Source organism: Sphingomonas jaspsi DSM 18422, from assembly GCF_000585415.1.
GTDB lineage: Bacteria > Pseudomonadota > Alphaproteobacteria > Sphingomonadales > Sphingomonadaceae > Sphingomicrobium > Sphingomicrobium jaspsi.
This window is the reverse complement of sequence record NZ_KK073876.1, coordinates 2,401,911-2,425,660: the sequence shown is the minus strand read 5'-3', so window position 1 is coordinate 2,425,660 and position 23,750 is coordinate 2,401,911. Positions and strand designations below refer to the sequence as shown.

The following is a 23,750-nucleotide window of genomic DNA, read 5'->3' as shown; positions in this document are numbered from 1 at the left end:
CAATCGAAGGCCGTGAGCCGGGACCTAAGGAGAGTAGCCATGTCCGCCGACCTTGCGCTCGACGGCGCAACAGCGGTCGTCGAAGCCGCGATTGCCGATCCGGCGAATCGTCCGACCATCGCCGGTTTCTTCGACGAGGCGACTTATACGGTGAGCTACGTCGTCCATGACGCGGCGACGGGCGAAGCCGCCATTATTGATTCGGTGCTCGATTACGACCAGGCGTCGGGCCGCACCGGTTTCCGCTCCGCCGACCTTATCGTCGATTATGTCACGACCAAGGGCCTGAAGGTCGCTTGGGTGATCGAGACCCATGCCCATGCCGACCATATTTCGGCAGCGCCTTACCTGCAGGAGAAGCTGGGCGGGAAGTTGGCCATCGGCAAGGATATCGTCCGGGTGCAGGAGGTATTCGGGAAGGTGTTCAACGCCGGGACCGATTTCCAGCGCGACGGATCGCAGTTCGACCATCTGTTCGCCGACGGGGAGCGTTTCCGGATCGGCACGCTTGAAGCGGTGGCGTTGCATGTGCCGGGCCATACGCCGGCCGACATGGCCTATGTCGTCGGCGACGCCGCCTTCGTCGGCGATACGATGTTCATGCCCGATTACGGCACCGCCCGCACCGATTTCCCGGGCGGCTGCGCGCGCGAGCTTTATCAATCGATCCGCCGACTGCTCGATCTTCCGCGCGAAACGCGGCTGTTCATGTGCCACGACTACAAGGCGCCGGGCCGGGACGATTATGCCTGGGAAAGCACCGTCGGCCTGCAGCGCGACGGCAACGTCCATGTCCATGACGGCGTCAGCGAAGACGACTTCGTGGCGATGCGGACGGCGCGCGACAAGACATTGTCGATGCCAGCGCTGATCATGCCGTCGGTGCAGCTCAACATTCGCGGCGGGCGGCTTCCGGACCCCGAGGACAATGGGGTGAGCTACATCAAGATTCCGGTGAACGCGCTGTGAGTCTTCCATGGTTCCCGATGGCCGATCAGCTGGGCGGGTTGGTCGGCGGCGTCCTGATCGGTTTGGCCGGGGCGATCATGCTGCTCGGTGCGGGCCGGATCGCGGGCGTCTCCGGCATTGCCGCGCGCGGGCTTGGGCTCGGCGGCGGCACCATGTCGCGCTCCAGCGCCTGGATGTTCCTGGTAGGACTTCCCGTCGGCGCGCTGGTGGCTGCATTGCTTGGTGGCAAGGTCGGGCCCCTCGATTATGTGCCGCTTCCGGCGGTGATCGTCGCCGGCCTGCTGGTCGGCTTCGGCACTAGGCTCGGCAGCGGGTGCACCAGTGGTCATGGCGTGTGCGGCGTCAGCCGACTGTCGCAGCGCTCGCTGGTCGCGACGGCGACCTTCATGGCATCCGGCATTGCGACCGTCGCGATCCTTCGCGCCGCGGGGGTGGCCCTGTGAGCGCGCTTCGACGACTTCTGCCGCCGCTGGTGTCGGGCACGCTGTTCGGCGCAGGACTCACCGTTGGCGGGATGGTCAACCCGCAGCGCGTCCGCCACTTTCTCGACCTGTTCGGCGACTGGGACCCGACGCTGGCGTTCGTCATGGGCGGTGCGTTGATCGTGATGGCCTTCGCCTGGCGGATTCAGCGCGGGATGGGACGGCCTGTTTTTGCAGAGACATGGAGTTTGCCCGATCGCACCGACCTGGACGGGAAACTGATCGCCGGTGCCATCCTCTTCGGCATCGGCTGGGGGATCGCCGGCATTTGTCCCGGGCCTGCGGTCGCGTCGCTTGCGCTCGTGCCCGCCAAGGTCCTGCCCTTCATCGCGGCAATGATCGCGGGGATGGCGCTCCATTATTTGACGATCGAACGAACGAAAGGCTGATCCATGGACATCAGAACCCTTACTCCCAACGTGTCGGTGTCCGACCAGATCAGCGCGGACGACGTCGCCGCAATCCAGGCGATGGGGTTCAAGGCGATCGTCGGCAACCGCCCCGACGGCGAAGGTGCGGATCAGCCTGACTGGGCAGCAATCGAGCAGGCCGCGAAGGCGGCGGGACTGGCGACGGCCTATATTCCGATCGCGCCGGGCCAGATGAGCGACGATCAGGCGCTTGCTTTCCGCGACGCCGTAACGGGCTTCGACAAGCCGGTCCTCGCCTTCTGTCGCACCGGGACGCGCTCGACCCAGCTTTGGGCACTTGCCGCGCGCGACCGGCTGTCGACCGACGAGGTAATCCGCATGGCGGCCACCGCAGGCTATGACATCAGTGCGATGCACGAGCGGCTGGAGCGGGGGCTCTGACGCCGGCGATCGATCTCTTCCATTATATCCTCGGCGCCGGATCGGGCGCGATCGTCGGCTTCAGCCTCGGGCTGGTGGGCGGTGGCGGTTCGATCTTGGCGGTGCCGCTGATGGTCTATTTGGTCGGGGTCAAAAGCCCGCACGTCGCCATTGGAACCAGCGCGCTGGCGGTTGCCGCCAATGCGCTGCTCGGGCTGTTCAATCATGCCCGGACCGGCACCGTCAAATGGTCGATCGGTCTTGCCTACGCCGCAGCAGGCGTCCTCGGTGCGTTCGCCGGATCGACGGCGGGCAAGGCATTCGACGGGCAACGCCTATTGTTCCTGTTCGCGATCGTGATGATTGTCGTCGGCGTGCTGATGCTTCGCCGGAAGGAAGAGGGGGGTGACGCCGACGCGCATCTCAACCGGGGAAATGCGCCCAAGGTGGCAGGCTACGGGCTTGCGACCGGGGCGTTCAGCGGCTTTTTTGGAATCGGCGGCGGCTTTCTCATCGTCCCGGGCCTGATCGGATCGACGCGCATGCCGATGATCAACGCGGTCGGGACCAGCCTGGTCGCGGTCACCGCCTTCGGACTGACGACCGCGCTCAATTATGCAATCTCTGGGCTGGTCGACTGGTTGCTGGCCGGGGTTTTCGTCGCCGGAGGGCTCGTTGGATCGCTCCTGGGAACGCGGGCGGCGAAGAGCCTATCGAGCAAGGGGCGCCTGTCCCAGGTCTTCGCCGGCCTGATTTTCGTGGTCGCCGCCTACATGCTCTGGAAAAGCGCCAACGCTGCCTGACCGCGGGGTGCCCGTAGGTCGGTCCAATTTGAACTATAACCTGTGTTAGGTTATTCTGCGGGCGACGCGACGGGTTGCCGAATGCCCGCCAGCGCCGAGTGGTCGGCGCCCTGTACCCGCCGGCCCGGCATACGGGAGGCGTCTATGATCAAGAATGTTGCCGCTGGAGACCGCATCGCGAGACTGCTGATCGCGATGGTCATCGTGTTCGTCATTGCCATGGGATTCATCGAAGGCCCGATGGCGTGGGTGCTTGGGGCGTTGGCAATCGTATTTTTCGGTACGGCCGTGGCGGGCCATTGTCCCTTCTACAAGGCGATCGGGATCGACAGCCACAGCCACGACGGCACCGAGCATTATGGGGGCTAGCAGCCTTTAGAATTTCAATCCCAGGCCGAGTCCGAACGACGTTTCGGCCAGCGAAATATCGGCTTCGCCGCCGCCAAAGCTGGCAGGGATCGACCCGCGGCCTTCCTGGCTATTGCGAAAGGCGCGAAGGGCGTGGGCGCTCAACTCTACCCGGTCGCTGACCTTGTGCGTGACCCCGATCGTGAGGTGATCCTGGACGATGCCGGGCGCAAGGATGTTGAACAGGGTTTCACCCTTCGGAACGGGATTGCCGGAGCGGCCGTAGCCGGCCCGAAGCGTCAGCCGATCGTTGACGTCCCAAACCGCCCCAACCTTATAGACGTTAATGTCGCGCCAGCCGAAACCCGGGCCGCCTTTCTGGCCCAGCGGCCGACCCTCGAACAGCAGCGCGATCGAGTTTCCGACCGAACCCACCCCGGAATATTGGATGCGGCGATAGTCCACGCCGACGGTCAGCCGCTTCGTGGGCTTGACTGCCACGCCGACGCCGAACGAAGCCGGCACGTCGAAATCACCGCGATCTTCGAACAGGCCGGCATATTTGTCGAAGCGGGATGCCCGGATTTTGGACTGGTAAAAGGCGCCGACGGACAACTGGTCGCTCAGGCGACCGTAATAGCCGACCTTGAAGCCGAAGCCGGTCGACCAGTCGTTTCCGCGATTGGTGAAATTGGCCGGATCCAGGGACGCGCCCGAAAAGGGCGCAATGCCATAAGCGCGAAACGTCTGGACGACCGCGACCGCCGACACGCCAAGGCTCTGACCGTCGGCGACCTCGACCGCGATGGTCGGCGTGATGAACGCCTGCTTAAGGTCGACGCCAGCCTTTCCGGTGGCGCCGAGCGAGGCGAAGGGATTGCGCTTGTAGACGGTATTCATGCCGCCGTTAGCATAAATGGCGATGCCCGCGGACACCCGGTCAGAGATCGGGCGGACATAGGCCACGTCGCCAAGCACGAAGGGATTGGCGCCATTGCCGCTGTAGCTGCCGTTCAGGCCGAACTGGTTGCCGCTGATGGTTGCTCCGCGATCAGGCACGAAAATGTCGATGCCAAGGTCGGCGCGATGGCCGAGCTGGGTGGCGAGGGCAGGGTTGGTGGCAATGCTGGTCGCCTCCTGCGGAAGGGCGATGGCAACGCCGCCTGTGCCCTTCGCCTTGGCGCCGACGCCGTGGAGAAAATATCCGTCCGTTGCGGCGGCGGGCGTGGCAAGCAAGGCGGTCGCGACGGCGATCACGGAGACTTGCAGGATAGAGGATCGAGCGGTTCGCATATTGGGTTCCTTTTTTCGTGACGTCGGTTTGGGGGGTCGTCGGTGGAAGGGGGCGGATCGCTCGGCACTTTCACTGACCGCCCGACCCGTAACGCGGGCACAAAAAAACCCGCCGGTGGCGGCGGGTCGTTCGGGGTTCGGTCCGGATGTCAGGTCGCCAGGCGCAACCTAGTCCAAGCCGCGCCATCGCGCCGCCGCATTATGCCTACAGCGCCAACAACAGGCGATAGCATGGGCGGAAGGGCGAAAGGTCGTCATCGCGTACGAATGTTGCGTCGCAACATGGAAACGTCAAGGCCCCTGAGAAAAAAGGGCCCCCGTTGCCGGGGGCCCTTCAATCTTCACGCGTCCCAAAGACGGTGACAGACGACTTTAGTCGTCACTGTCGCCGGTCAGGAAGGCGGGTGCGAATTCGGGCGCGGGGCCGTCATCGCCGCCTTCGCGACGCTCGCGGCGCGGGCCACGGTCGCCACGGCCTTCGCCGCGCGGGCCACGACCACGGTCGCCGCGGTCGCCACGGTCACGGCGCGGGCCGCGATCGCCACGATCGCCGCGGGGGCCCCGATCACGATCGCCGCCTTCACGCGGTTCGCGCGGCGGGCGGGTGTCTTCCAGCTCGGCGCCGGTTTCCTGGTCGACGACGCGCATCGACAGGCGAACCTTGCCGCGCTGGTCAACTTCCAGCAGCTTGACCTTCACTTCCTGGCCTTCGGTCAGGACGTCGCTGACCTTTTCCACGCGCTCGTTCTTGATTTCCGAAACGTGGACGAGGCCGTCCTTGCCCGGCATGAAGGTCACGAACGCGCCGAAATCGACAATGTTGGCGACCTTGCCGGTGTAGATCGCGCCGACTTCCGGTTCAGCGACGATGCCGGTGATCCAGTTGCGGGCGGCTTCGATCTGCGACAGGTCCGACGAGCTGATCTTGATCAGGCCTTCGTCGTCGATGTCGACCTTGGCGCCGGTCGTCGCGACGATTTCGCGAATGACCTTGCCGCCGGTGCCGATCACTTCGCGGATCTTGTCCTTGGCGATCTGCATCGTTTCGATCCGCGGCGCGTGGGCCGACAGTTCTTCACGGGTGTGGTCGAGCGCCTTGGCCATTTCGCCGAGGATATGCGCGCGGCCGTCCTTGGCCTGCGCCAGCGCAACCTTCATGATCTCCTCGGTGATGCCGGCGACCTTGATGTCCATCTGCATCGTGGTGATGCCTTCGGACGTGCCCGCAACCTTGAAGTCCATGTCGCCCAGGTGATCTTCGTCGCCCAGGATGTCGCTGATGACCGCGAAATCCTTGCCTTCGAGGATCAGGCCCATGGCGATGCCGGCGACCGGACGCTTCAGCGGAACGCCGGCGTCCATCATCGACAGCGAACCACCGCAGACGGTGGCCATCGACGAGGAGCCATTGCTCTCGGTGATGTCCGACAGGACGCGGATCGTGTACGGAAACTCTTCCGCATCCGGCAACATCGGGTGCAGCGCACGCCACGCCAGCTTGCCGTGGCCGACTTCGCGGCGGCCGGGCGCGCCGAAGCGGCCCACTTCACCGACCGAATAGGGCGGGAAGTTGTAGTGCAGCATGAAGCGCGAGTACGACAGGCCTTCGAGGCCGTCGATCATCTGCTCGGCGTCCTTGGTGCCCAGCGTGGTGGTGCAGATCGCCTGCGTTTCACCGCGGGTGAACAGCGCCGAACCATGGGCGCGCGGCAGGAAGCCGACGATGGCTTCGATCGGACGCACGGTCTTGGTGTCGCGACCGTCGATGCGGCGACCTTCCTTGAGGATGGCGGTGCGCACGATGTCGGCTTCCAGGCTCTTGACCGCCTTGGCGGCCGACAGCTGTTCCTGCGGATCGGCGTCGGCAAAGGCTTCCTTGGCCTTGTCGCGGGCGGCGTTGAGGGCCGACGAACGGGCCGACTTGTCGGTCAGCTTGTAGGCGGCTTCGACGTCGGCGCCGATGATGTCCTTCAGCTTTTTCTTGGCCTGGTCCTTGGCGTCGCTGGTGGCGAGGTCCCACGGATCCTTGGCGGCCTGTTCGGCCAGCTTGATGATGCCTTCGCAGATCTTCTTCGACGCGGCGTGGGCGAACATGACCGCGCCAAGCATCGTGTCTTCCGACAGTTCCTTGGCTTCGGATTCGACCATCATCACGGCGTCGAGGGTGCCGGCGACAACCAGGTCGAGGTCACCTTCGGCGACTTCGGTGTTGGTCGGGTTGAGGATGTATTCGCCATCCTTGTAACCGACGCGCGCGGCGCCGATCGGGCCCATGAAGGGAACGCCCGAAAGGCACAGCGCAGCCGACGCGGCGCACATGGCGACGATGTCGGGCTCGTTCTCGCCGTCGTACGACAGCACCTGCGCGATCACGAGGACTTCGTTGTAGAAGCCTTCCGGGAACAGCGGGCGGATCGGACGGTCGATCAGGCGGCTGGTCAGCGTTTCCTTTTCGGTCGCGCCGCGCTCACGCTTGAAGAAGCCACCCGGGATACGGCCGGCGGCCGAGAATTTTTCCTGGTAGTGGACGGTCAGCGGGAAGAAGTCCTGCCCCGGCTTCACATTCTTGGCGGCGGTGACCGCGCAAAGGACGACGGTTTCGCCCATGGTGGCCATGACACTGCCATTGGCCTGACGGGCAACGCGGCCCGTTTCGAGCTTGAGGGTCTTGCCGCCAAGATCGATTTCTACGGTTTTGATATCGAACATTTGATTTCCTTCGTCCCGCAGGCCGGATGCCGGCGGGGTCATCTAGGTGATGGGCTATCCGGCCCATCGCGGTTCGGGGCGTTCGTTCCTGCCCCTTCAAACGCCCCGCCGAATTGCGAGGGGTCCGAAATAGTCGAAGGGCGCCGCGATGGGCGCCCTTCGTGAAACTTTGCTTACTTGCGCAGGCCGAGCTTCGTGATGAGGTCGGTGTAGCGCGAAGCGTCTTCACGCTTCAAATAGTCAAGCAGGCTGCGGCGCTTGTTGACCAGCATCAGCAGACCGCGGCGCGAATGGTTGTCCTTCGCGTGGGTCTTGAAGTGCTCGGTCAGCGTCTGGATGCGGCTGGTCAGGATCGCGACCTGGACTTCGGGCGAACCCGTATCGCCGTCCTGGCGGGCGTGTTCCTTGATCAGTTCGGCCTTCTTCTCAGCAGTAATCGACATCGGACAACTCCTATTCGTTTCAAAGGTTGAACCCGCGCACGACCTTGATCGTGACCCCGTCGCTTTCGACCAGCGCGACCGGCGTTTCGCCGTCTCGTGCCAACAAAAGCCCCGGGGTTGCGGGGATCCCGAACAGCGCCTGCCCGTGTCGGAGCAGCCGGGCCTGGTCGGGGGTGACGGGGAGGGCCGGGATGTCGTCCAGCCCCGCGTCGAGCGGGAGCACCGTCCTCGTCAAGTCGCGCGCCTTAGCGGCTTCACCCAGAAAGTCCAGTGAAATCGCCTGATTGAGGGCGAAGGGACCCGCCTTGGTCCGCCGCAACATGGTGACATGGCCGACACTGCCAAGAGCCAGCGCGATGTCCCGTGCAAGCGATCGGATGTAGGTGCCTTTGCTGACCGTCGCGGACAGGGTGGCATCACGACCGTCGAACGACAGCAGAGACAGGGCATGGATCGTGACCGACCGGGTCTTGAGCTCCACCTCCTCGCCAGCTCGGGCGAGGTCGTAGGCACGCTGTCCGTCGACCTTCAGTGCGGAGTAGGCGGGCGGTACCTGGTCGATGGGGCCGGTGAAGCGCGGAAGGATCGCCTCGACCGCCGCCTGATGGGGAAGGACGTCGCTGGTCGCGACGACCTTGCCTTCGACGTCCAGCGTATCGGTCTGTTCGCCGAAGCGGATCGTGAAGTCATAGGCCTTGGTCGCATCGAGCATCCGGCCCGCCAGCTTGGTCGCTTCGCCCAGCGCGATCGGCAGCACGCCGGTCGCCAGCGGGTCGAGCGTCCCGCCATGGCCGACCTTGGTCTTGGGCTCACCCGCCTCGCGCAGCGCGCGCTTTATTGCGCTCACGGCCTGCGTCGAGCCGAGGCCGTAGGGCTTGTCGAGGATGATCCAACCGGAAAGGGGCATGATGTGGGCCGATAGACAAGGCCAGATGGACAAGCAACGAGTGCTTGGCCATAAGCCGCGTCATCACGCCGATGGCCGACCAACCGCCCCCTTCCGATCCGAATCCCCAGAAGCCCAGGCGCAAGCGCGTGGGCAAGAAGGCGAAGAAGGTCGGCAAGAAGGCGCTCTATCTCACGGGCCGCGAATATCTGCCGATGGCGTTCACCCTGTCCTTCTGGGGGCTGGCGGCGCTGGCGGTGGGCCATGCCGATGCCGCGCGCCTATTGGCAGCGACCGTGCTTATGCGCGCGGTCTACATGTTCAACCAGATGAACACGGTGACCGCGATCCGCCGTCGCTGGCACCAGGCGAAGCCCGTCCGGCGGCAGGCTATCCGCAAGGGCGCGCTGGTACAGGGCGCGGTGTTCCTGTCGATGGCGGTTCAGCTGGCGCTTTTGTCGCTGTTGCTCGTCCAGATCGACCAGCGGCTGGTGGCCATGATGCTGCCGCTGGTGTCGGCGGGACTGCCGGCGCGCCTGTACCGGACGGTGGACTTGCGCGCACACCACAGGTTGTTCCGCCTCTATACCACCGGGGCGATGCTGGCCGTTGCGGGCGTCGTCTGGCTGAAGGGCGGCGGACCGCTCGGCTACGCCATTGCGTTCGGGCTGCGCGAATATCTGGGGTCGTTGATCATTTTCCTGTTCCACCGCGAGGTGCCTGCGGCGCAGCGCGGCAGCGACGACCCGGTGACCTTTGCCGAGCTGGCGCGGAATACGGTCGTCGGTACGCGGCGGATGATCACCTATCGGCTGACCAAGAACCTGCTGGCCGTGTTCGGTCCGTTCGGAAACTTCGCCGCGCGGACCGGCCGAGGCCTGAAATATCACAGCCGGCTGGAGCCCTATATGCCCCACAAGCGGGGCGGCTTCGCGCTGTTCGCGGCGGTGACGGCGGCGGTGGCGGTGGTGCTGGCCATGCGCAGCGGCAAGCCGCTGGCGATGGTCGCCGGGGCCGGCGCGATGCAGCTCAGCGCGCTGGCGCTCAACGTCCTTCTTTGGTGGCGCTATCTGCCGGTCCGCGACGACCCCAACCTGCTGGTCGAGGACGACGACGACGATTGACCGTCGCAGCCCTGTCCGGGGGACAGGGCGAGCAGGTCAATGCGTCGCAGCCTTGTCTCGGGGACAGGGCGAGGATGTCAATGCTCCGGCCAGTCAGCGCGGGATATCGAGGTGCATCTGCCGCGCTTCGCCTTCGCGGAGCCGTTCGAAGAAATGCTTGCGGCACAGCGCGACATAGCGGTCGTTGCCGCCGATTTCGGTCTGCGCCCCCGCCGCGACCGCATAGCCTTCGGCATCGACGCGCAGGTTCATCGTCGCCTTGCGCCCGCATTCGCACACGGCCTTAAGCTCGATGAGGTTGTCGCTGAGCGCGAGCAACGCGGCCGAGCCGGGGAATAGCTGCCCCTGGAAATCGGTGCGCAGGCCGTAGCAGAGAACCGGGATCTTCAATTCGTCGGTGATGCGGCACAGCTGCAGCACATGGTCGCGGGTCAAAAACTGCGCCTCGTCGATCAGCAGGCAGTCGAGCTTACGCTTCAGCAACTCCTGCACCACCGCGTCGAATAGGCTCATGTCGGGGCTGTAGCGATGCGCCTCTGCGCCGATATCGAGCCGCGACGCGATCCGGCCAGCGCCGGCCCGGTCGTCGAGCGCCGCAGTCCACAGCATCGTTTCCATGCCGCGCTCGCGATAGTTGAAATCGGCCTGCAGTAGCGTGGTCGATTTGCCCGCATTCATCGCGGCATAATAAAAATAAAGCTTGGCCATCGCGTCAGGTTTGAGCAGGCGGCCATTCGTCCTTCAAGATGGAAAAGAGCACCGTGTCGCGGACATGGCCAGTCCAGGTGATGCGGTCGGCGCGCATCACGCCTTCGCGCACCGCGCCGAGCTTGACCATCGCCGCCTGAGACCGCTGGTTGCGGGCGTCGACGCGATATTCGATGCGGCGGTATCCGCACGCGAAGGCACGGGCCATCATCATATCCTTGATGCGCCGGTTGATGCCGGTCCCGCGATATTTGGGACGGTAGTAGGTGTTGCCGATCTCGAGCACGCCACGCGCCTCGTCGATATTGAGGAAGCAGCTCATGCCTACCAGCTCATCAGCATCGTCATAGATGGCGAAACGCACCCACGGCAGGGCCATGACCTTGTCGAAGCTCGCGTCGAACCCGTCAGGGCCATAGTTGGTCGCGTATAATTCCCAGATCGCACGGTCTTCGGCGCAGGCGGCCTTCAAGGGCTCGCGATGCGCTTCGGTCCAGGTCTCGGCGCGGACGCCGTCGCCGGTCATCGGCGCGGCGAGGGTAACCGCGGTCAACACGGTAGGATCTTTCCGTTGACCTGCTTTCCGTGATCTTCGCCTAGAGCGCCATCGTCGATCGCCTTGAGCGGCAATGGCTTCAATTTGACCCAACGGTAGGCTTCGCCATCCTGGATATTGCCTTCACCCACCCGGGCGCGGTGGGTCAGATAATTGGCCGACAAGGACCCGGTGTGGCCTTCCGCTCCGCTAACCCACGAACATTCGTAGCCGATTTCGGCGAGCTTCCTTCCGTCCCAGCGGAAGCGATAAATTTCGTGGCCGCGTAACTGGCCAAGTGTCAGCGACATGACATTCCGCGAGATGGTCACTTCCGCCGCGTCATCGCCGTGGATTGGTGCGAGCAAGTCTGGAAGTAGATGATGATGGGTAGCGATGCGGCGATATCCACCGTCCTCAGCGAACGCGATTACCAGCAGGAATGGGTTTGTGTCGTCAGTCGGATAATATTCACTGTCGGTGGCCTCGATCAACGAAGGATCGGTGGCCCGCATCAGGATCGCAGCATCATGGCGGCCGTCGCGATTCAAATCGCCATATGTCAGCTTGAACAAGCGCCACCCGTCAGGGACGAACTGCTCCGGATGGTCTGCCTCCGCAATCAAGCTGGGCAGGACGAATGGAGGCGCTTCGTCCTGGCCGATTGCCGGCGCCGTAAGGGCTGCGGAGGCGATGAAGAAACGCGCGCACCCCCACATCCGAGCCTATTCCTCGACGTCCGCGCCGAGGTCCTGCGCGACATGGTCGCTGCGCAGGATCGTGTCGATCTTGCTGCCTTCGTCGAAGCTTTCGTCGGCGAGGAATTTGAGCTTCGCGGCGTATTTGGTGTTCACCCGCCGTGCTACTTCGCCCTGTAGATAGGCGGTGTTGGTGCGCAGCGCCTTGAGCACCACCTCCTCGTCCTGGCCGAGCAGCGGCTTCACGAAGACGGTGGCGTGGCGCAGGTCGGGCGACATGCGTACTTCGGTGATGCTGACGAGGTGCGACTGGAGGGTCGCGTCATGCACGTCGCCGCGCATCAGCACGTCCGAAATGGCATGGCGCACCTGCTCGCCCACGCGCAGCAGGCGAACCGACTTGCCTTCAGGTGTTTCGTTGCGACGCATCAGTTGTTCACCATCCAAACCCAGAATCGCAGCATGCCACAGGCCAACAGGAAGAAGGCCAGGACGATCGCGGCAAGGCAGCCCCAGAAACGGCGCTTTTCCCCTGCCGGCCGAACGTCCCGATAGCCGTCACCCATTACAGCGTGCGGGCGCGTTCCTCGACCTCAAAGACTTCGAGCATGTCGCCCGCCTTGATGTCGTTGGTGTCGGCCAGCAGCACGCCGCATTCCATGCCCGCCACGACCTGCGCGACGTCGTCCTTGAAACGACGCAGCGAGGAGATGGTGGTCTTCGACACGATGACATCCTCGCGGGTAAGGCGCGCGTGAAGGCCCTTCTTGATGAGGCCCTCGAGCACCAGCAGGCCCGCCGCCTTGTCCTTCTTGCCGGCCGGGAAGACTTCCTGGACCTTGGCGCGACCGACGACGTTTTCGATGATTTCCGGACCCAGCTCGCCCGCCATCGCGCCCTTCACCCAGTCGGTGAGGTGGTAGATGACGTCGTAGTAGCGGAATTCGACCTTGTTGCGTTCGGCCGCGGTGCGGGCGTTCGCGTTCGGGCGGACGTTGAAACCGATGATCGGTGCGCCGGTCGAGGCGGCGAGCGTGACATCGCTTTCGGTGATCGCGCCGACGCCCGAATGGAGCACGCGGACGCGGATTTCGTCGGTCGAAATCTTGTTCACCGCATTGACGATCGCTTCGACCGAACCCTGCACGTCGGCCTTGATGATCATCGGGAATTCGATGGTGGTCGAGGCCTTGTTGGCGAACATGTTTTCCAGCGTCAGCGGCGCCGCCGTGGTGCGCTTCTTGTCGAGCACGCCCTGGCGGTAGGCCGCCACTTCGCGGGCGCGGCCTTCGTTTTCGACGACGCTCAGCTGGTCGCCTGCCGACGGCACGGCGGAAAGGCCGAGCACTTCGACCGGGACCGAGGGACCCGCCGACTTCACCTGCTTGCCATGATCGTCGAGCAGCGCGCGGACCTTGCCCGACGCCGCGCCGACGACGATGACGTCGCCGACGTTGAGCGTGCCGCGCTGGACCAGCACGGTCGCTACGGGCCCGCGACCCTTGTCGAGCTTGGCTTCGACCACCGTGCCTTCGGCGGCGCGGTCGGGGTTGGCTTTCAGCTCCAGGATCTCGGCCTGAAGGTTGATCGCGTCGATCAGCTTGTCGAGGTTGGTCTTTTCCTTGGCCGACACTTCGACGTCCTGGACGTCGCCACCCATGTCTTCGACGATGATTTCGTGCTGCAGCAACTCCTCGCGGACCTTCTGCGGCTTGGCTTCGGGCTTGTCGACTTTGTTGATCGCCACGATCATCGGCACGCCGGCCGCCTTGGTGTGGTTGATCGCTTCGATCGTCTGCGGCTTCAGGCCGTCATCAGCCGCCACCACCAGCACGACGATGTCGGTGACATTGGCACCGCGGGCGCGCATTTCGGTGAAGGCTTCGTGGCCCGGCGTGTCGAGGAAGGTGACCTTCGACTTGTCCTTCAGCTGCACCTGGTAAGCGCCGATGTGCTGGGTGATGCCGCCGGCTTCGCCCGACTGCACCGAGGCGCCGCGAATGGCGTCGAGCAGCGAGGTCTTGCCGTGGTCGACGTGGCCCATGATGGTGACGACCGGCGGGCGCGGCTGAAGCGTGTCTTCGGCATCGACGTCGGTGGTGGTGTCGAGATCGATATCGCTGTCGCTGACGCGCTGGATGTTGTGGCCGAATTCGGTCACAAGCAGTTCGGCGGTGTCCTGGTCGATGGTCTGGTTGACCGTCACCATCATGCCCATCTTGAACAGCGCCTTCACCAGGTCGGCGCCCTTTTCGGCCATGCGGTTGGCCAGTTCGCCGACGGTGATCGCTTCCGGCACGATCACGTCGCGGACCTGCTTTTCGCGCGGACCCGACGACATGTGGCTGCGCTTTTCCTTTTCGCGGGCGCGGCGGAGCGCGGCGAGGCTGCGCGCACGGTCGCTGTCGCCGGTCAGCGCGCGGCTGACGGTCAGCTTGCCGGCATGGCGGCGGTCGTCGCGGCCACGGCCCGGGGCCGGGCGAGCGGTCTCGACGCGCTTGGGCGCATGATGGCCGGCATGGGCACCGGTGCGGCGCGGCGCTTCGGCGTCATCGACCTTGGCGGCGGGGGCAGGGGCCGGCTTGGCCGCTTCCTCGGCGGCGCGCTTGGCGGCTTCGGCGGCTTCACGCTCGGCGGCGGCGGCGGCTTCTTCTTCGGCCTTGCGGTTCTCTTCGGCGCGGCGCTTCTCGTCCTCGCTCTGCTCGACCTTGCTGCGCTCTTCGCGGCGACGCGCGTCTTCGAGCGCGGCCATGCGCGCTTCTTCCGCTTCGCGCTGGAAGCGTTCGAGGTCTTCCTTGCGCTTGGCGATCTGTTCGGCCTCGGTCAGCTTGCGCTGCGGCGGCGCCTTCGGGGCGGGTGCGGGCGCGGCGGGCGCCGGCGCCGGTGCAACTTCCTGCACGGGTTCGGCTGCGGCCGGGGCTTCGCCCGGCTTGCCGAGGATGCGGCGCTTCTTGACCTCCACGACCACGGTGTTCGAGCGGCCATGGCTGAAGCTCTGCTTCACCTTGCCGGTCTCGACCGTGCGCTTCAGGCCCAGCGGAGGCCGGGTTCCAAGCTTGGGCTTGTCGCTCTGGTCGGTCATGCGTTTCCTTCGTCTTCTTGCGTAACAGCCGCATCGGGGCGCTCGGCGTTGCGGCCGTCTAACCCAGCAGCGGGATCAATGAAAGCTTGCCACCGGTCGATGGCATGGCGGACGCGCTTTGCAGCACCCCCGTCGATTAGCGCGATATGTACCACATTTTTGCGGCCGAGCGCCATCGACAAGATGGTGCGCCCCTCCGGAAAAACCAAGCCCTGCGGTTCACCGCCGCCCACGCGCGCCCCGACCCTTAGGGCCTGGTCGAGCTTGCGATTGCCGTCCTCGCCGGCATCGGCGGCGTGGATCAGCAGGTGCACCTTGCCCTGGCGGCAGGCGACTTCGATCTTCTCCGCGCCGTTGAGAAGCGTGCCGCCGCGCGCTTCCAGGCCGAGGCGGTCCAGTGCCTGCGCCTTGAGCGCCGCTTCGACCTTTTCGCCAATGTCGGCGGGAACGGTGACGTCCTGCGTCTTGAATGCGCGTTGTAGCGCGCCCTTGAGCTTGCCCTTGGCGTTGGCCGCATCGAGTTCGGCGCGGCCGACGCCGATCCAGGCACCGCGGCCCGGGGCCTTGGCGCGCACGTCGGGCGCGACCTGGCCGTCCGGCCCCAGCGCGAGGCGGATCAGCGCGTCCTTGGGACGCGTGACGCGGGTGAGGATGCAGGTCCGTTCCGGACCCGCACCTTCGTCAGCGATGTCGGAGCCTACGGCCTCATTGTGCGGAGTCCGCATCGGCGGCCTCCTCGTCGGTGAACCAGTGCGCACGGGCAGCCATGATGATCTCGTTGCCCTGCTCTTCGTTCAGGCCATATTCGGCGAGCACCCCGCCCTTGTCTTCCGACCGGTTGCTGTTTTCGGCGCGGCGGCGCGGTTCGTTGCGCTTCTTCTGGATCAGCTCGTCGGTGGCGAGGTCGGCGAGGTCGTCGAGCGTCTTGATGCCCGCCTTGCCCAGCGTCACCAGCATCGCTTCGGTGAGGTAGGGCAGCTCGGCCAGCGCGTCCTCGACGCCCAGTGCGCGGCGTTCGTCGCGCGATGCAGCTTCGCGGCGTTCCAGCGCTTCCGTGGCGCGGCTCTGCAATTCGCCGGCGATTTCGTCGTCGAGGCCTTCGATCGACGCGATTTCGTCGAGTTCGACATAGGCCACTTCTTCCAGCGCGGTGAAGCCCTCGGCCACCAGCAGCTGGGCCAGCGTTTCGTCGACGTCGAGTTCGTTCTGGAACATTTCCGACCGCTCGACGAATTCCTTCTGCCGCTTCTCGCTGGCGTCGGCTTCGGTCAGGATGTCGATCTGCGAGGCGGTCAGCTGCGAGGCGAGGCGGACATTCTGGCCGCGACGGCCGATGGCGAGGCTCAGCTGGTCGTCGGGAACGACCACTTCGATGCGGCTTTCTTCCTCGTCGATGACGACGCGGGCGACGGTCGCGGGCTGCAGCGCGTTGACGACGAAGGTCGCGGTGTCTTCCGACCACGGGATGATGTCGATCTTTTCGCCCTGCAGTTCCTGGACGACCGCCTGGACGCGGCTGCCCTTCATGCCGACGCAGGCGCCGACCGGGTCGATCGAGCTGTCATAGCTGATGACGCCGATCTTGGCGCGCGAACCCGGGTCGCGGGCGGCGGCCTTGATCTCGATGATGCCGTCGTAGATTTCCGGCACTTCCTGCGCGAACAGCTTCTTCATGAAGTCGGGGTGGGCGCGGCTGAGGAAGATCTGCGGGCCGCGGGTTTCGCGCTGGACGCGCATGATCAGGCTGCGGATGCGGTCGCCGACGCGAACCATTTCGCGCGGGATCTGCTGGTCGCGGCGAATGACGCCTTCGGCGCGGCCGAGGTCGACCACGACATGGCCGAATTCGACGCGCTTGACCACGCCGGTGATCACTTCGCCGGCGCGGTCCTTGAACTCTTCATACTGGCGCTCGCGCTCGGCGTCGCGGACCTTCTGGAAGATGACCTGCTTGGCGGCCTGGGCGGCGATGCGGCCGAATTCGATCGGGGGCAGCGGGTCGACGATGAAGTCGCCCAGCTGGGCACCCTTCTGCAGCTTTTCGGCGCCCTTGACGTCGACCTGCTTGAAGTGATCGTCGACTTCTTCGACGACTTCGAGGACGCGCCACAGGCGAAGGTCGCCGCTGTTCGGGTCGAGCTTGGCACGGATGTCGTTTTCAGCGCCGTATCGGGCGCGGGCGGCGCGCTGGATCGCGTCTTCCATCGCCTCGATGACGATGCCCTTGTCGATCAGCTTCTCACGCGCGACCGCATCGGCGATGGCGAGCAGCTCGGCCTTGTTGGCGGTCGCGGCAGCAGGAGACGTAGCCATGAAAATCAACCTTCCGTCTTGATCAAATCGGCGCCGTCGGAGCTGAGCGGCGCGGTGGCGTTGATGAGCTTGTCGGTCAGCAAAAGCTTCGCCGACGCGATGTTGGTGAACTGGACTGCGCGTTCGCCCTTGGGCGTCGCGATGGTGACCGTGTCGCCGTCGATGCCGACGATGTCGCCGCTGATCTGCTTGGCGCCGTCCTGCGGCTCGGCCAGTTTGACGCGGGCTTCATGACCTGCCCAGTCGGCATAGTCGGCGCGGCGGGTCAGCGGCCGGTCGATGCCGGGCGAGGAGACTTCGAGGCGATAGGCATGCTCGATCGGGTCGGCCTCTTCCAGAATCGGGTCGATCGCGCGGCTCAGCGCTTCGCAGTCGGCCAGCACCAGCTGGCGCGTGTCGGGCCGTTCGGCCATGACCTGCAGCGTCGGGTCCGACGTCCCGCCGATCATCGCCACGCGCACCAGTTCGAATCCCAGTTCCTTGACGGTGGGTTCGATCAGGGTCGCGATGGCTGCGGTGTCGGTCATAAATCTCCAAAGGCTTTCGCTGCCGGAACCGGGTGGTTCCAGCCTCAGGCACCTTGCGATGTCGAGGAAAGTAAGGGCCATATAGGCGGCTTGCCCGAGAGTCGCAAGGAGAGTCTATCTAGCGGCCCAGCGCCCTGTTTTCGGCGCGGATGCGCACGAACAGGATCGCCGCATTGAGCACCGAAAAGAGCAGCGCGACCTGCCACAAGCCGAACACTAGCGGCAGCACCGCGATTTCCGCGACGACCACTGCATAGTTGGGGTGATCGACGAAGCGATAGGGCCCCTTGGCGACCAGCTTTTCGCGCGGCACCACGATGATCCGCGTGGTCCAGCGCGGGCCGAGGGTGCGCAGGACCCAGATACGGCCGAGTTCGATGACGAAGAACAGGCCGAGCAGGGGCAGGCTGATCGCTCGCCCGGGCGCCAGCACCCACAAGGCGAGCAGCCACGACGCATGCAGCGCCACGATCAGCGGATAATGGCCGGGCGCGACTTCACGCCCGCCTTCCGCCAGCAAGCGCGCGGTGTTGCGACGTGCGACCGGCAGCTCGGTGAGGCGCTGGAAGGTCACGAAGCCCAGGATAGCGATGTGCGGCCACAGCTCGGTCATGGTTCGATCAACAGTCCTGCGCAGGTGAAGCCCGGTCCGAAGGCGGTCGCCATCACCGTGCCGGGCAAGCCGCGCGCCAAAAGCTGCTCGAGCACGAACAGCACCGTCGGCGCACTCATATTGCCATGGTCCGCCAGCACCTGCCGTTCGAGGTCGAGCGTGCCTTCGTCGAGCGAAAGCGCCGTTTCGATGGCGTCGACCACCTTGGCGCCGCCTGGATGGCAGCAAAAACGGGCGATGTCGGCGCGGCCGCGACCGTTGGCAGCGAGGATGCCGTCGACCGCTTCGGCCAGTTCCGCCTCGACGAAGGGCGGGATGGCCCGGTCGAAGATGACGGCGAGGCCGGGATCTTCGACCCGCCAGCCCATGATGCCCAGCGTATCGGGCCACATTTTCTCGCCCGCGCCGGTGATGGTCGCGAGTCCCTCGCCATCGGTCGAGATCACGGCGGCGGCCGCTCCGTCTCCAAAGATGGCGGTGGCCACGATGGCGGCCGGATCGTCGCTATCGAGGCGGATCGAGATTGAGCAGGTTTCGACCGTGACGAACAGCCAGTGGCTGCCGGGGTCGGCGGCTGCAAGGCGGGCCGCGGTAGCGAGACCGGAGATGCCGCCGGCGCAGCCGAGCCCGAACAGCGGTATCCTGCGGCAATCGGGACGCAGTCCAAGTCGAGGACTGACCCGCGCGTCGATGCTGGGGGTAGAGATGCCAGTCGTCGAGACGAACACCACGCCGTCGATCGCGTCGGCAGAGACGTGCGCCGCCTCAAGCGCCTTGCGGGCGGCCTGTTCGAACAGCGCCTCGGTGGCGGCGGTGTAGAGGTCGGTGCGCTCTTTCCAACCGCGGGGCTGGAGATACCAGTCGACCGGCGCGACGATCTGCCGCTCGTCGATCAGCGCATTGTCGAATACGCCCGACAGGCGGTCGAACAGGGCGAGCCGACCTTTAAACATGGTCCGCGCCAAGGCTTTCGCCTCGTCCTGACGGACGCGATGCGGCGGGACGGCGGTCGCGACGGAAAGCAGGGAAACGGGGCGCAAACGATGCTCCTGGGGGGAGGGCGGCCCCCTGCATCGACCGCCCCGCCCGATTTGGCAAGCGCCCCCTTGGCGATATTAGTCCTGCGGTTGCGGGATACGGCGCAGGTAGGGCTTCACCGTTTCCCAGCCGTTCGGATATTTCGCCTTGGCATCCTCGTCGCTGACCGACGGCGGAATGATGACGCTGTCGCCCGGGCGCCAGTTGACCGGGGTAGCGACGCCCTTGTTCTCGGTCAGCTGGACGCTGTCGAGCAGGCGAAGCACTTCGTCGAAGTTGCGGCCCGAGCTCATCGGATAGAGCAGCATGGCACGGATCTTCTTGTCCGGGCCGATGATGTAGACGGTGCGCACGGTCGCATTGTTGGCGGCGGTGCGGCCCGACGCGCTGTCGCCGCTATCGGCGGGCAGCATGTTATAGAGCTTGGCGACGTTGAGGTCGCTGTCGCCGATCACCGGATAATCGACCTTGTTGCCGCTGACTTCCTCGATGTCCGGAAGCCAGCGCTTGTTATCATCCGACGTGTCGACGCTAAGGCCGATGATCTTGGTGTTGCGCTTGGCAAATTCGTCGGCGAGGCCGGCCATGTAGCCGAGCTCGGTCGTGCAGACCGGGGTGAAGGCCTTAGGGTGAGAAAAGAGGATCGCCCAGCTGTCACCGATCCAGTCGTGGAACGAGATCGGGCCGGTGGTGGTGTCGGCGGTAAAGTCCGGGGCAATGCTGCCGATGGACAGGGTCATCTTGTCTTCTCCTCTTATTCGACCGGAAGAAAATCCGGCTGGATGCTGGTCTTGCGTTCAAGGAGCGCGGGCACGCGCAGCCCCTTCGACGCCAGAAATTCGGGATTGAACAGCCGCGACTGGTAACGGGCCGCGCCGTCGCACAGCATGGTGACGATGGTGTGACCCGGCCCCATTTCGCGGGCGAGGGCCATCGCGCCGGCGATATTGACCGCGCTCGACAGGCCGAGCGACAGGCCTTCCTCCTCGATCAGCGCGAAGGCTATGTCGAGCGCCTGCTGGTCCTCGATGCGGAAGGCATGGTCGGGCGTAAAGCCTTCGAGGTTGGCGGTTATGCGACCCTGGCCGATCCCCTCGGTGATCGAACTACCCTCGGCCTTCAATTCGCCGGTCGTGTAATAGCTGAAGAGCGCCGCGCCCGCGACGTCGGCGATGGCGACCTGGATCGCAGGATTGCGCTCTTTTAGCGCCATGGCGGTGCCGACCAATGTTCCGCCGGTTCCGACCGCGCTGACCCAACCGTCGACCTTGCCGTCGGTCTGCGCCCAGATTTCGGGGCCGGTGGTGCGAATGTGCGCCTCGCGGTTGGCGACATTGTCGAACTGGTTGGCCCAGATCGCGCCGTTGGGGTTCTCGCGGGCGATCCGCTCCGCCAGCCGTCCGCCGATCTTCACATAATTATTCGGGTTCTTGTAAGCGACCGCAGGAACCTCGACCAGCTGGGCGCCCAGCGCACGCAGCGTGTCCTTCTTTTCCTGGCTCTGCGTTTCGGGGATGACGATGACCGTTTTCATGCCCAGCGCATTGCCGACCACGGTAAGGCCGATGCCGGTGTTGCCCGCCGTGCCGTCGACGATCGTCCCGCCGGGGCGCAGCAGGCCTTTTTCGATCGCGTCGAGGACGATGCCCTTGGCCGCGCGATCCTTCACCGACCCGCCCGGGTTCATGAATTCGGCCTTGCCCAGGATGGTGCAGCCCGTTTCCTTCGACGCGCGCTTCAGTTTGATCAGCGGCGTATTGCCGATGGCGGCGAGGACGTCGGGGGCAAAGCTCATGGACGCCTAGCTAGGCATGGCGGCCTGAAAGGCAAGGGTCAGACTCGGCGATAGCGAAATTGATGCGGTGTCCTGCCCTGTCGCCGCGCCTTGGCGGCGTAGCGGGTCTCGATCCAGCCTGATGGATAGTCGAGCCATTGGCCCGGCTTGTTGTTGACCCATTCGAACTGGTCGGTGTGACGGGCCATGATCATCAGCAGCCAGTCGAGGTAGGTCGGATCGTCGGTCGCGACGCGAAACTCGCCGCCGGGTTTCAGCTTGGCCGCAAACAGGTCGACCGGCCCGTCATTCATCATCCGTCGCTTGGCATGCCGCGCCTTGGGCCAGGGGTCGGGATGCAGCAGGTAGAGCATGGTGAGCGCCCCGTCGGGCACCTGCCGCAGCACGTCGAGTGCATCGCCCATCCAGATGCGGACATTGGCCAGCCGCTCGTCGCGGATGTGGGTCAGCGCCTGTGCGACGCCGTTGAGGAATGGCTCGCAGCCGATGAAGCCATGGTCGGGCAGAAGGTCGGCGCGGTGCGCCAGGTGCTCGCCCCCGCCGAAGCCAATTTCGAAATGGAGCGGGCGGTCGTCGCCGAACAGGACGGCGGACGTGATTTCGCCTTCCTCCGGCACCGAAATGGCCGGGAGCAACTTGTCGATCAGTTCCTGCTGACCCTGCCTGAGCTTGTGGCTGCTCGACCGGCCGTACAGCCGGTTGAGGGTGGTGGGGTCGCCTTCCTTATGTGCGGTCATGGCCGCGCGGCTAATCGCTGAAACGCGACGACGCAAGGGAACGGCCTTGTTGCCGCTGTGTTATGCGATTATATCACTTTCGAGACAGGCAGGAGCTTCCCATGGCGAAAAAGGCAGACGGCGACAAAAAGAAGAAGTCGGCCAAGGCGGACGCCGGCATCACCATCAAGGTGAAGGCCAAGGGCGACAGCAAGAAGGGCAAGAAGGACGGCAAGAAGCACAAGCACGACGGCTTCGAAAAGCTGAGCCAACTCGCCGAGAATCCGCTGGTGGGCGACCTCCTCGCGGTGGGCGCGATGGCTGCAGTGGCCGCGATCGCGGAAGCCGGTGTCGCTTCGAAAAGCGGCAAGCAGGCGGCCAAGTCGTCGAACCGGGATGCAGTCAAGGCCGCCGGCAAGGCAGCCGCGGCCGCGATCGGCCAGCGGCTGATCAACGAATTCGGCGCGTCGCTGAAGAAAGATCAGGCGAAGTAGAGCAGGGTGATGCGGGCGCGGCCAACGTCGCGTTCCGCATCGATTTGCCAGCCATCGGGCGGGGCCACGGCCTCGCCCTTGTGCGTTTCCACCGCCATCCACCCGCCGCGGCCGAGCCATCCGGCCTTGGCCACTGCCGCCGCCGCCGCGGTGCCCGATCCCGTCGCATAAGGCGGATCGGCGAAGATCAGGTCGAAGCTTTGCGCGACGGGCAGGGCCGACGCGGACGTCGCCCGTACCGAAGTGCCCTTTGCGCCGAGGCTGGCGATGTTGGCTTCGATGGCTTTGATGGCGCTACGCTCATTTTCCACGAACACTGCCTCTGCGGCACCGCGCGACAAGGCTTCCAGCCCCAGCGCGCCACTGCCCGCGTATAGGTCGGCTACGCGCAATCCCTCAAATCCGCCCAATCGACTGTTGAGCATCGAGAACATCGTCTCGCGCGTGCGGTCGGCGGTCGGGCGGGTGGTCTGGCCCTGCGGCGCGACCAGTTTTCGCCCGCGCCATTCGCCGGCGATGATCCGCATTACTTCAGCGTCCGGCGGAACTGGAACAATTGCTCGCGCTGGATTTCGCCGATCGCGCCCGGCTCCAGCCCTTCGACGCTGAACGGGCCGTAGCTGACGCGGATCAGGCGCGACACCTGTAGGCCGAGGTGGGCGAGTACGTTGCGCACTTCCCGGTTCTTACCTTCGGTCAGCGACAGCATGATCCAGCAGTTGCGTCCCGTGCGCCGCTCCAGATTGGCGTCGATCGATCCGTAGCGGATGCCGTCGATCTCGACGCCCTCGGCCAGCTCTTCCAGTTGCGCCTGGGTGATGTCGCCAAACGCGCGGGCGCGGTAGGTACGGACGACGCCGGTGCTCGGCAGTTCGAGCTGACGCTTCAGCTCCCCGTCGTTGGTCAGAAGCAGCAGGCCTTCGGTCATGAAGTCGAGACGACCGACGGGCATCAGCCGGGGCAGCCCGGCGGGAAGCTTGTCGTAAATCGTCGGGCGGCCCTTGGGATCGCGCGCGGCGGTCAGGCAGCCGGCCGGCTTGTAGAAGCAATAGAGGCGCGCGGCCGTCGGCGGCTTGACCGGCTGGCCGTCCACCGTCACCCCGTTGAGGTTTTCGAGCAGGGTCGCGGGCGTTTCCAGCACCTTGCCGTCGAGCGCGATGCGACCGTCGGCGATCATCCGTTCGACATCGCGGCGCGATGCCACGCCGGCGCGGGCCAGCAGCTTGGCGATGCGTTGCGGACCGTCCTCGCGCGCCGGTCCCGGCTTGGGGCCGCGGGGCGTTTGAGGGCCCTTTTTGACCTTTTTATCGAACTCGCGCTTGACGCGTGGCACCGGGGGCCGCTTGGTTCGTTGCGCAGTCATAATCGTCGAAATCCCTTCGA

General features: G+C 65.2%; 27 protein-coding genes. 8 read left to right on the top strand and 19 right to left on the bottom strand.

All coding sequences use genetic code 11. From position 1 onward, the window contains the following. Nucleotides 1-39 precede the first annotated feature (39 nt). The 6 genes from G570_RS12380 (at nucleotide 40) to G570_RS12355 (ending at nucleotide 3,414) form a co-directional block, all read left to right on the top strand. A complete protein-coding gene (locus G570_RS12380; RefSeq protein ID WP_037502850.1) occupies nucleotides 40-969 on the top strand; it encodes an MBL fold metallo-hydrolase in 930 nt (309 codons plus the stop codon). Between the two features lie 17 nt (nucleotides 970-986). After that, complete coding sequence (locus G570_RS12375) at nucleotides 987-1,412, top strand: YeeE/YedE family protein (protein ID WP_084607708.1); 426 nt, start codon at nucleotides 987-989, stop codon at nucleotides 1,410-1,412. After that, entirely contained in the window at nucleotides 1,409-1,840 is a 432-nt protein-coding gene (locus G570_RS12370; RefSeq protein ID WP_037502844.1) for a DUF6691 family protein, read from the top strand. Before G570_RS12375 ends, G570_RS12370 begins: the two co-directional genes overlap by 4 nt. Before the next feature lie 3 nt (nucleotides 1,841-1,843). Beyond that, complete coding sequence (locus tag G570_RS12365) at nucleotides 1,844-2,263, top strand: protein tyrosine phosphatase family protein (RefSeq protein WP_037502842.1); 420 nt, start codon at nucleotides 1,844-1,846, stop codon at nucleotides 2,261-2,263. 8 nt (nucleotides 2,264-2,271) lie between these two features. After that, nucleotides 2,272-3,045, top strand: a complete 774-nt coding sequence (locus G570_RS12360; protein WP_084607707.1) for a sulfite exporter TauE/SafE family protein — start codon at nucleotides 2,272-2,274, stop codon at nucleotides 3,043-3,045. A gap of 144 nt (nucleotides 3,046-3,189) precedes the next feature. Continuing rightward, the gene (locus tag G570_RS12355; RefSeq protein WP_051504424.1) at nucleotides 3,190-3,414 is read left to right on the top strand and encodes a YgaP family membrane protein; all 225 of its coding nucleotides are present in this window, start codon (nucleotides 3,190-3,192) and stop codon (nucleotides 3,412-3,414) included. Nucleotides 3,415-3,420: 6 nt separating this feature from the next. Here the strand turns inward: G570_RS12355 and G570_RS12350 are convergent, their stop codons facing one another. The 4 genes from G570_RS12350 to truB form a co-directional block, all read right to left on the bottom strand. Beyond that, nucleotides 3,421-4,686 (bottom strand): OmpP1/FadL family transporter, encoded by a 1,266-nt coding sequence (locus tag G570_RS12350; RefSeq protein WP_084607705.1) that lies wholly within the window; start codon nucleotides 4,684-4,686, stop codon nucleotides 3,421-3,423. 372 nt (nucleotides 4,687-5,058) lie between these two features. Beyond that, nucleotides 5,059-7,395: a polyribonucleotide nucleotidyltransferase gene (gene pnp / locus G570_RS12345; protein WP_037504187.1), complete on the bottom strand. Its 2,337-nt coding sequence runs from the start codon at nucleotides 7,393-7,395 to the stop codon at nucleotides 5,059-5,061. 173 nt (nucleotides 7,396-7,568) lie between these two features. Next, nucleotides 7,569-7,838 (bottom strand): 30S ribosomal protein S15, encoded by a 270-nt coding sequence (gene rpsO / locus G570_RS12340; protein ID WP_037502835.1) that lies wholly within the window; start codon nucleotides 7,836-7,838, stop codon nucleotides 7,569-7,571. Between the two features lie 19 nt (nucleotides 7,839-7,857). Beyond that, nucleotides 7,858-8,745: a tRNA pseudouridine(55) synthase TruB gene (gene truB, locus G570_RS12335; RefSeq protein WP_037502832.1), complete on the bottom strand. Its 888-nt coding sequence runs from the start codon at nucleotides 8,743-8,745 to the stop codon at nucleotides 7,858-7,860. A gap of 128 nt (nucleotides 8,746-8,873) precedes the next feature. On the opposite strand from truB, the gene G570_RS12330 reads away from it, so the two are divergent. Beyond that, a complete protein-coding gene (locus G570_RS12330) occupies nucleotides 8,874-9,848 on the top strand; it encodes a hypothetical protein (protein ID WP_156930448.1) in 975 nt (324 codons plus the stop codon). Nucleotides 9,849-9,941: 93 nt separating this feature from the next. Here G570_RS12330 and G570_RS12325 read toward each other — a convergent pair whose 3' ends face one another. From G570_RS12325 to trmB, 13 genes are all read right to left on the bottom strand, one after another. Beyond that, on the bottom strand, nucleotides 9,942-10,556 hold the full coding sequence (locus G570_RS12325) for a thymidine kinase (protein ID WP_037502826.1): 615 nt from the start codon (nucleotides 10,554-10,556) through the stop codon (nucleotides 9,942-9,944). 4 nt (nucleotides 10,557-10,560) lie between these two features. Then, entirely contained in the window at nucleotides 10,561-11,112 is a 552-nt protein-coding gene (locus G570_RS12320; RefSeq protein ID WP_425423567.1) for a GNAT family N-acetyltransferase, read from the bottom strand. Further along, nucleotides 11,106-11,666, bottom strand: a complete 561-nt coding sequence (locus G570_RS12315) for a hypothetical protein (protein WP_156930447.1) — start codon at nucleotides 11,664-11,666, stop codon at nucleotides 11,106-11,108. The genes G570_RS12320 and G570_RS12315 overlap by 7 nt, the downstream gene beginning before the upstream one ends. Nucleotides 11,667-11,816: 150 nt before the next feature. After that, nucleotides 11,817-12,218, bottom strand: a complete 402-nt coding sequence (rbfA, locus tag G570_RS12310; RefSeq protein ID WP_037502820.1) for a 30S ribosome-binding factor RbfA — start codon at nucleotides 12,216-12,218, stop codon at nucleotides 11,817-11,819. Between the two features lie 136 nt (nucleotides 12,219-12,354). Then, nucleotides 12,355-14,871 carry a translation initiation factor IF-2 gene (infB, locus tag G570_RS12305; protein ID WP_037502816.1) on the bottom strand — a complete coding sequence of 839 codons (2,517 nt, stop codon included), beginning with the start codon at nucleotides 14,869-14,871 and terminating at the stop codon, nucleotides 12,355-12,357. Then, nucleotides 14,868-15,596, bottom strand: coding sequence for a DUF448 domain-containing protein (locus G570_RS12300; RefSeq protein WP_051504422.1), 729 nt, complete (start codon nucleotides 15,594-15,596; stop codon nucleotides 14,868-14,870). Before G570_RS12300 ends, infB begins: the two co-directional genes overlap by 4 nt. Beyond that, a complete protein-coding gene (nusA, locus tag G570_RS12295; RefSeq protein ID WP_037502813.1) occupies nucleotides 15,577-17,184 on the bottom strand; it encodes a transcription termination factor NusA in 1,608 nt (535 codons plus the stop codon). The genes G570_RS12300 and nusA overlap by 20 nt, the downstream gene beginning before the upstream one ends. 5 nt (nucleotides 17,185-17,189) lie before the next feature. Continuing rightward, a complete protein-coding gene (gene rimP, locus G570_RS12290) occupies nucleotides 17,190-17,711 on the bottom strand; it encodes a ribosome maturation protein RimP (RefSeq protein ID WP_037502810.1) in 522 nt (173 codons plus the stop codon). Nucleotides 17,712-17,829: 118 nt separating this feature from the next. Then, nucleotides 17,830-18,324 (bottom strand): isoprenylcysteine carboxyl methyltransferase family protein, encoded by a 495-nt coding sequence (locus G570_RS12285; protein ID WP_037502807.1) that lies wholly within the window; start codon nucleotides 18,322-18,324, stop codon nucleotides 17,830-17,832. Further along, on the bottom strand, nucleotides 18,321-19,277 hold the full coding sequence (locus G570_RS12280) for a type III polyketide synthase (protein ID WP_084607775.1): 957 nt from the start codon (nucleotides 19,275-19,277) through the stop codon (nucleotides 18,321-18,323). Before G570_RS12280 ends, G570_RS12285 begins: the two co-directional genes overlap by 4 nt. Before the next feature lie 162 nt (nucleotides 19,278-19,439). Beyond that, nucleotides 19,440-20,102, bottom strand: a complete 663-nt coding sequence (locus G570_RS12275) for a peroxiredoxin (RefSeq protein WP_037502802.1) — start codon at nucleotides 20,100-20,102, stop codon at nucleotides 19,440-19,442. A 14-nt stretch (nucleotides 20,103-20,116) separates the two neighbouring features. Further along, entirely contained in the window at nucleotides 20,117-21,157 is a 1,041-nt protein-coding gene (locus G570_RS12270) for a cysteine synthase A (protein ID WP_037502799.1), read from the bottom strand. Nucleotides 21,158-21,195: 38 nt separating this feature from the next. Next, nucleotides 21,196-21,894: a tRNA (guanine(46)-N(7))-methyltransferase TrmB gene (gene trmB, locus G570_RS12265; RefSeq protein WP_037502796.1), complete on the bottom strand. Its 699-nt coding sequence runs from the start codon at nucleotides 21,892-21,894 to the stop codon at nucleotides 21,196-21,198. A 101-nt stretch (nucleotides 21,895-21,995) separates the two neighbouring features. Between trmB and G570_RS12260 the strand changes: the two genes are divergently transcribed. After that, nucleotides 21,996-22,367 carry a hypothetical protein gene (locus G570_RS12260; protein ID WP_037502792.1) on the top strand — a complete coding sequence of 124 codons (372 nt, stop codon included), beginning with the start codon at nucleotides 21,996-21,998 and terminating at the stop codon, nucleotides 22,365-22,367. Here G570_RS12260 and rsmD read toward each other — a convergent pair. Both rsmD and G570_RS12250 read right to left on the bottom strand, forming a co-directional pair. Further along, the gene (gene rsmD, locus G570_RS12255) at nucleotides 22,355-22,894 is read right to left on the bottom strand and encodes a 16S rRNA (guanine(966)-N(2))-methyltransferase RsmD (RefSeq protein WP_037502789.1); all 540 of its coding nucleotides are present in this window, start codon (nucleotides 22,892-22,894) and stop codon (nucleotides 22,355-22,357) included. The genes G570_RS12260 and rsmD overlap by 13 nt on opposite strands. Continuing rightward, complete coding sequence (locus G570_RS12250) at nucleotides 22,894-23,730, bottom strand: pseudouridine synthase (protein WP_084607704.1); 837 nt, start codon at nucleotides 23,728-23,730, stop codon at nucleotides 22,894-22,896. Before G570_RS12250 ends, rsmD begins: the two co-directional genes overlap by 1 nt. Nucleotides 23,731-23,750 lie beyond the last annotated feature (20 nt).

Coding starts and splice junctions, on each gene's coding strand:
- truB (WP_037502832.1), bottom strand. CDS start 8,745: ATGCCCCTTTCCGGTTGGATCATCCTCGACAAGCCCTACGGCCTCGGC.
- infB (WP_037502816.1), bottom strand. CDS start 14,871: ATGACCGACCAGAGCGACAAGCCCAAGCTTGGAACCCGGCCTCCGCTG.
- G570_RS12355 (WP_051504424.1), top strand. CDS start 3,190: ATGATCAAGAATGTTGCCGCTGGAGACCGCATCGCGAGACTGCTGATC.
- rimP (WP_037502810.1), bottom strand. CDS start 17,711: ATGACCGACACCGCAGCCATCGCGACCCTGATCGAACCCACCGTCAAG.
- G570_RS12325 (WP_037502826.1), bottom strand. CDS start 10,556: ATGGCCAAGCTTTATTTTTATTATGCCGCGATGAATGCGGGCAAATCG.
- G570_RS12300 (WP_051504422.1), bottom strand. CDS start 15,596: ATGCGGACTCCGCACAATGAGGCCGTAGGCTCCGACATCGCTGACGAA.
- G570_RS12280 (WP_084607775.1), bottom strand. CDS start 19,277: ATGTTTAAAGGTCGGCTCGCCCTGTTCGACCGCCTGTCGGGCGTATTC.
- G570_RS12285 (WP_037502807.1), bottom strand. CDS start 18,324: ATGACCGAGCTGTGGCCGCACATCGCTATCCTGGGCTTCGTGACCTTC.
- nusA (WP_037502813.1), bottom strand. CDS start 17,184: ATGGCTACGTCTCCTGCTGCCGCGACCGCCAACAAGGCCGAGCTGCTC.
- G570_RS12380 (WP_037502850.1), top strand. CDS start 40: ATGTCCGCCGACCTTGCGCTCGACGGCGCAACAGCGGTCGTCGAAGCC.
- rsmD (WP_037502789.1), bottom strand. CDS start 22,894: ATGCGGATCATCGCCGGCGAATGGCGCGGGCGAAAACTGGTCGCGCCG.
- G570_RS12350 (WP_084607705.1), bottom strand. CDS start 4,686: ATGCGAACCGCTCGATCCTCTATCCTGCAAGTCTCCGTGATCGCCGTC.
- G570_RS12270 (WP_037502799.1), bottom strand. CDS start 21,157: ATGAGCTTTGCCCCCGACGTCCTCGCCGCCATCGGCAATACGCCGCTG.
- rpsO (WP_037502835.1), bottom strand. CDS start 7,838: ATGTCGATTACTGCTGAGAAGAAGGCCGAACTGATCAAGGAACACGCC.
- trmB (WP_037502796.1), bottom strand. CDS start 21,894: ATGACCGCACATAAGGAAGGCGACCCCACCACCCTCAACCGGCTGTAC.
- pnp (WP_037504187.1), bottom strand. CDS start 7,395: ATGTTCGATATCAAAACCGTAGAAATCGATCTTGGCGGCAAGACCCTC.
- rbfA (WP_037502820.1), bottom strand. CDS start 12,218: ATGCGTCGCAACGAAACACCTGAAGGCAAGTCGGTTCGCCTGCTGCGC.
- G570_RS12275 (WP_037502802.1), bottom strand. CDS start 20,102: ATGACCCTGTCCATCGGCAGCATTGCCCCGGACTTTACCGCCGACACC.
- G570_RS12375 (WP_084607708.1), top strand. CDS start 987: ATGGCCGATCAGCTGGGCGGGTTGGTCGGCGGCGTCCTGATCGGTTTG.
- G570_RS12365 (WP_037502842.1), top strand. CDS start 1,844: ATGGACATCAGAACCCTTACTCCCAACGTGTCGGTGTCCGACCAGATC.
- G570_RS12250 (WP_084607704.1), bottom strand. CDS start 23,730: ATGACTGCGCAACGAACCAAGCGGCCCCCGGTGCCACGCGTCAAGCGC.
- G570_RS12260 (WP_037502792.1), top strand. CDS start 21,996: ATGGCGAAAAAGGCAGACGGCGACAAAAAGAAGAAGTCGGCCAAGGCG.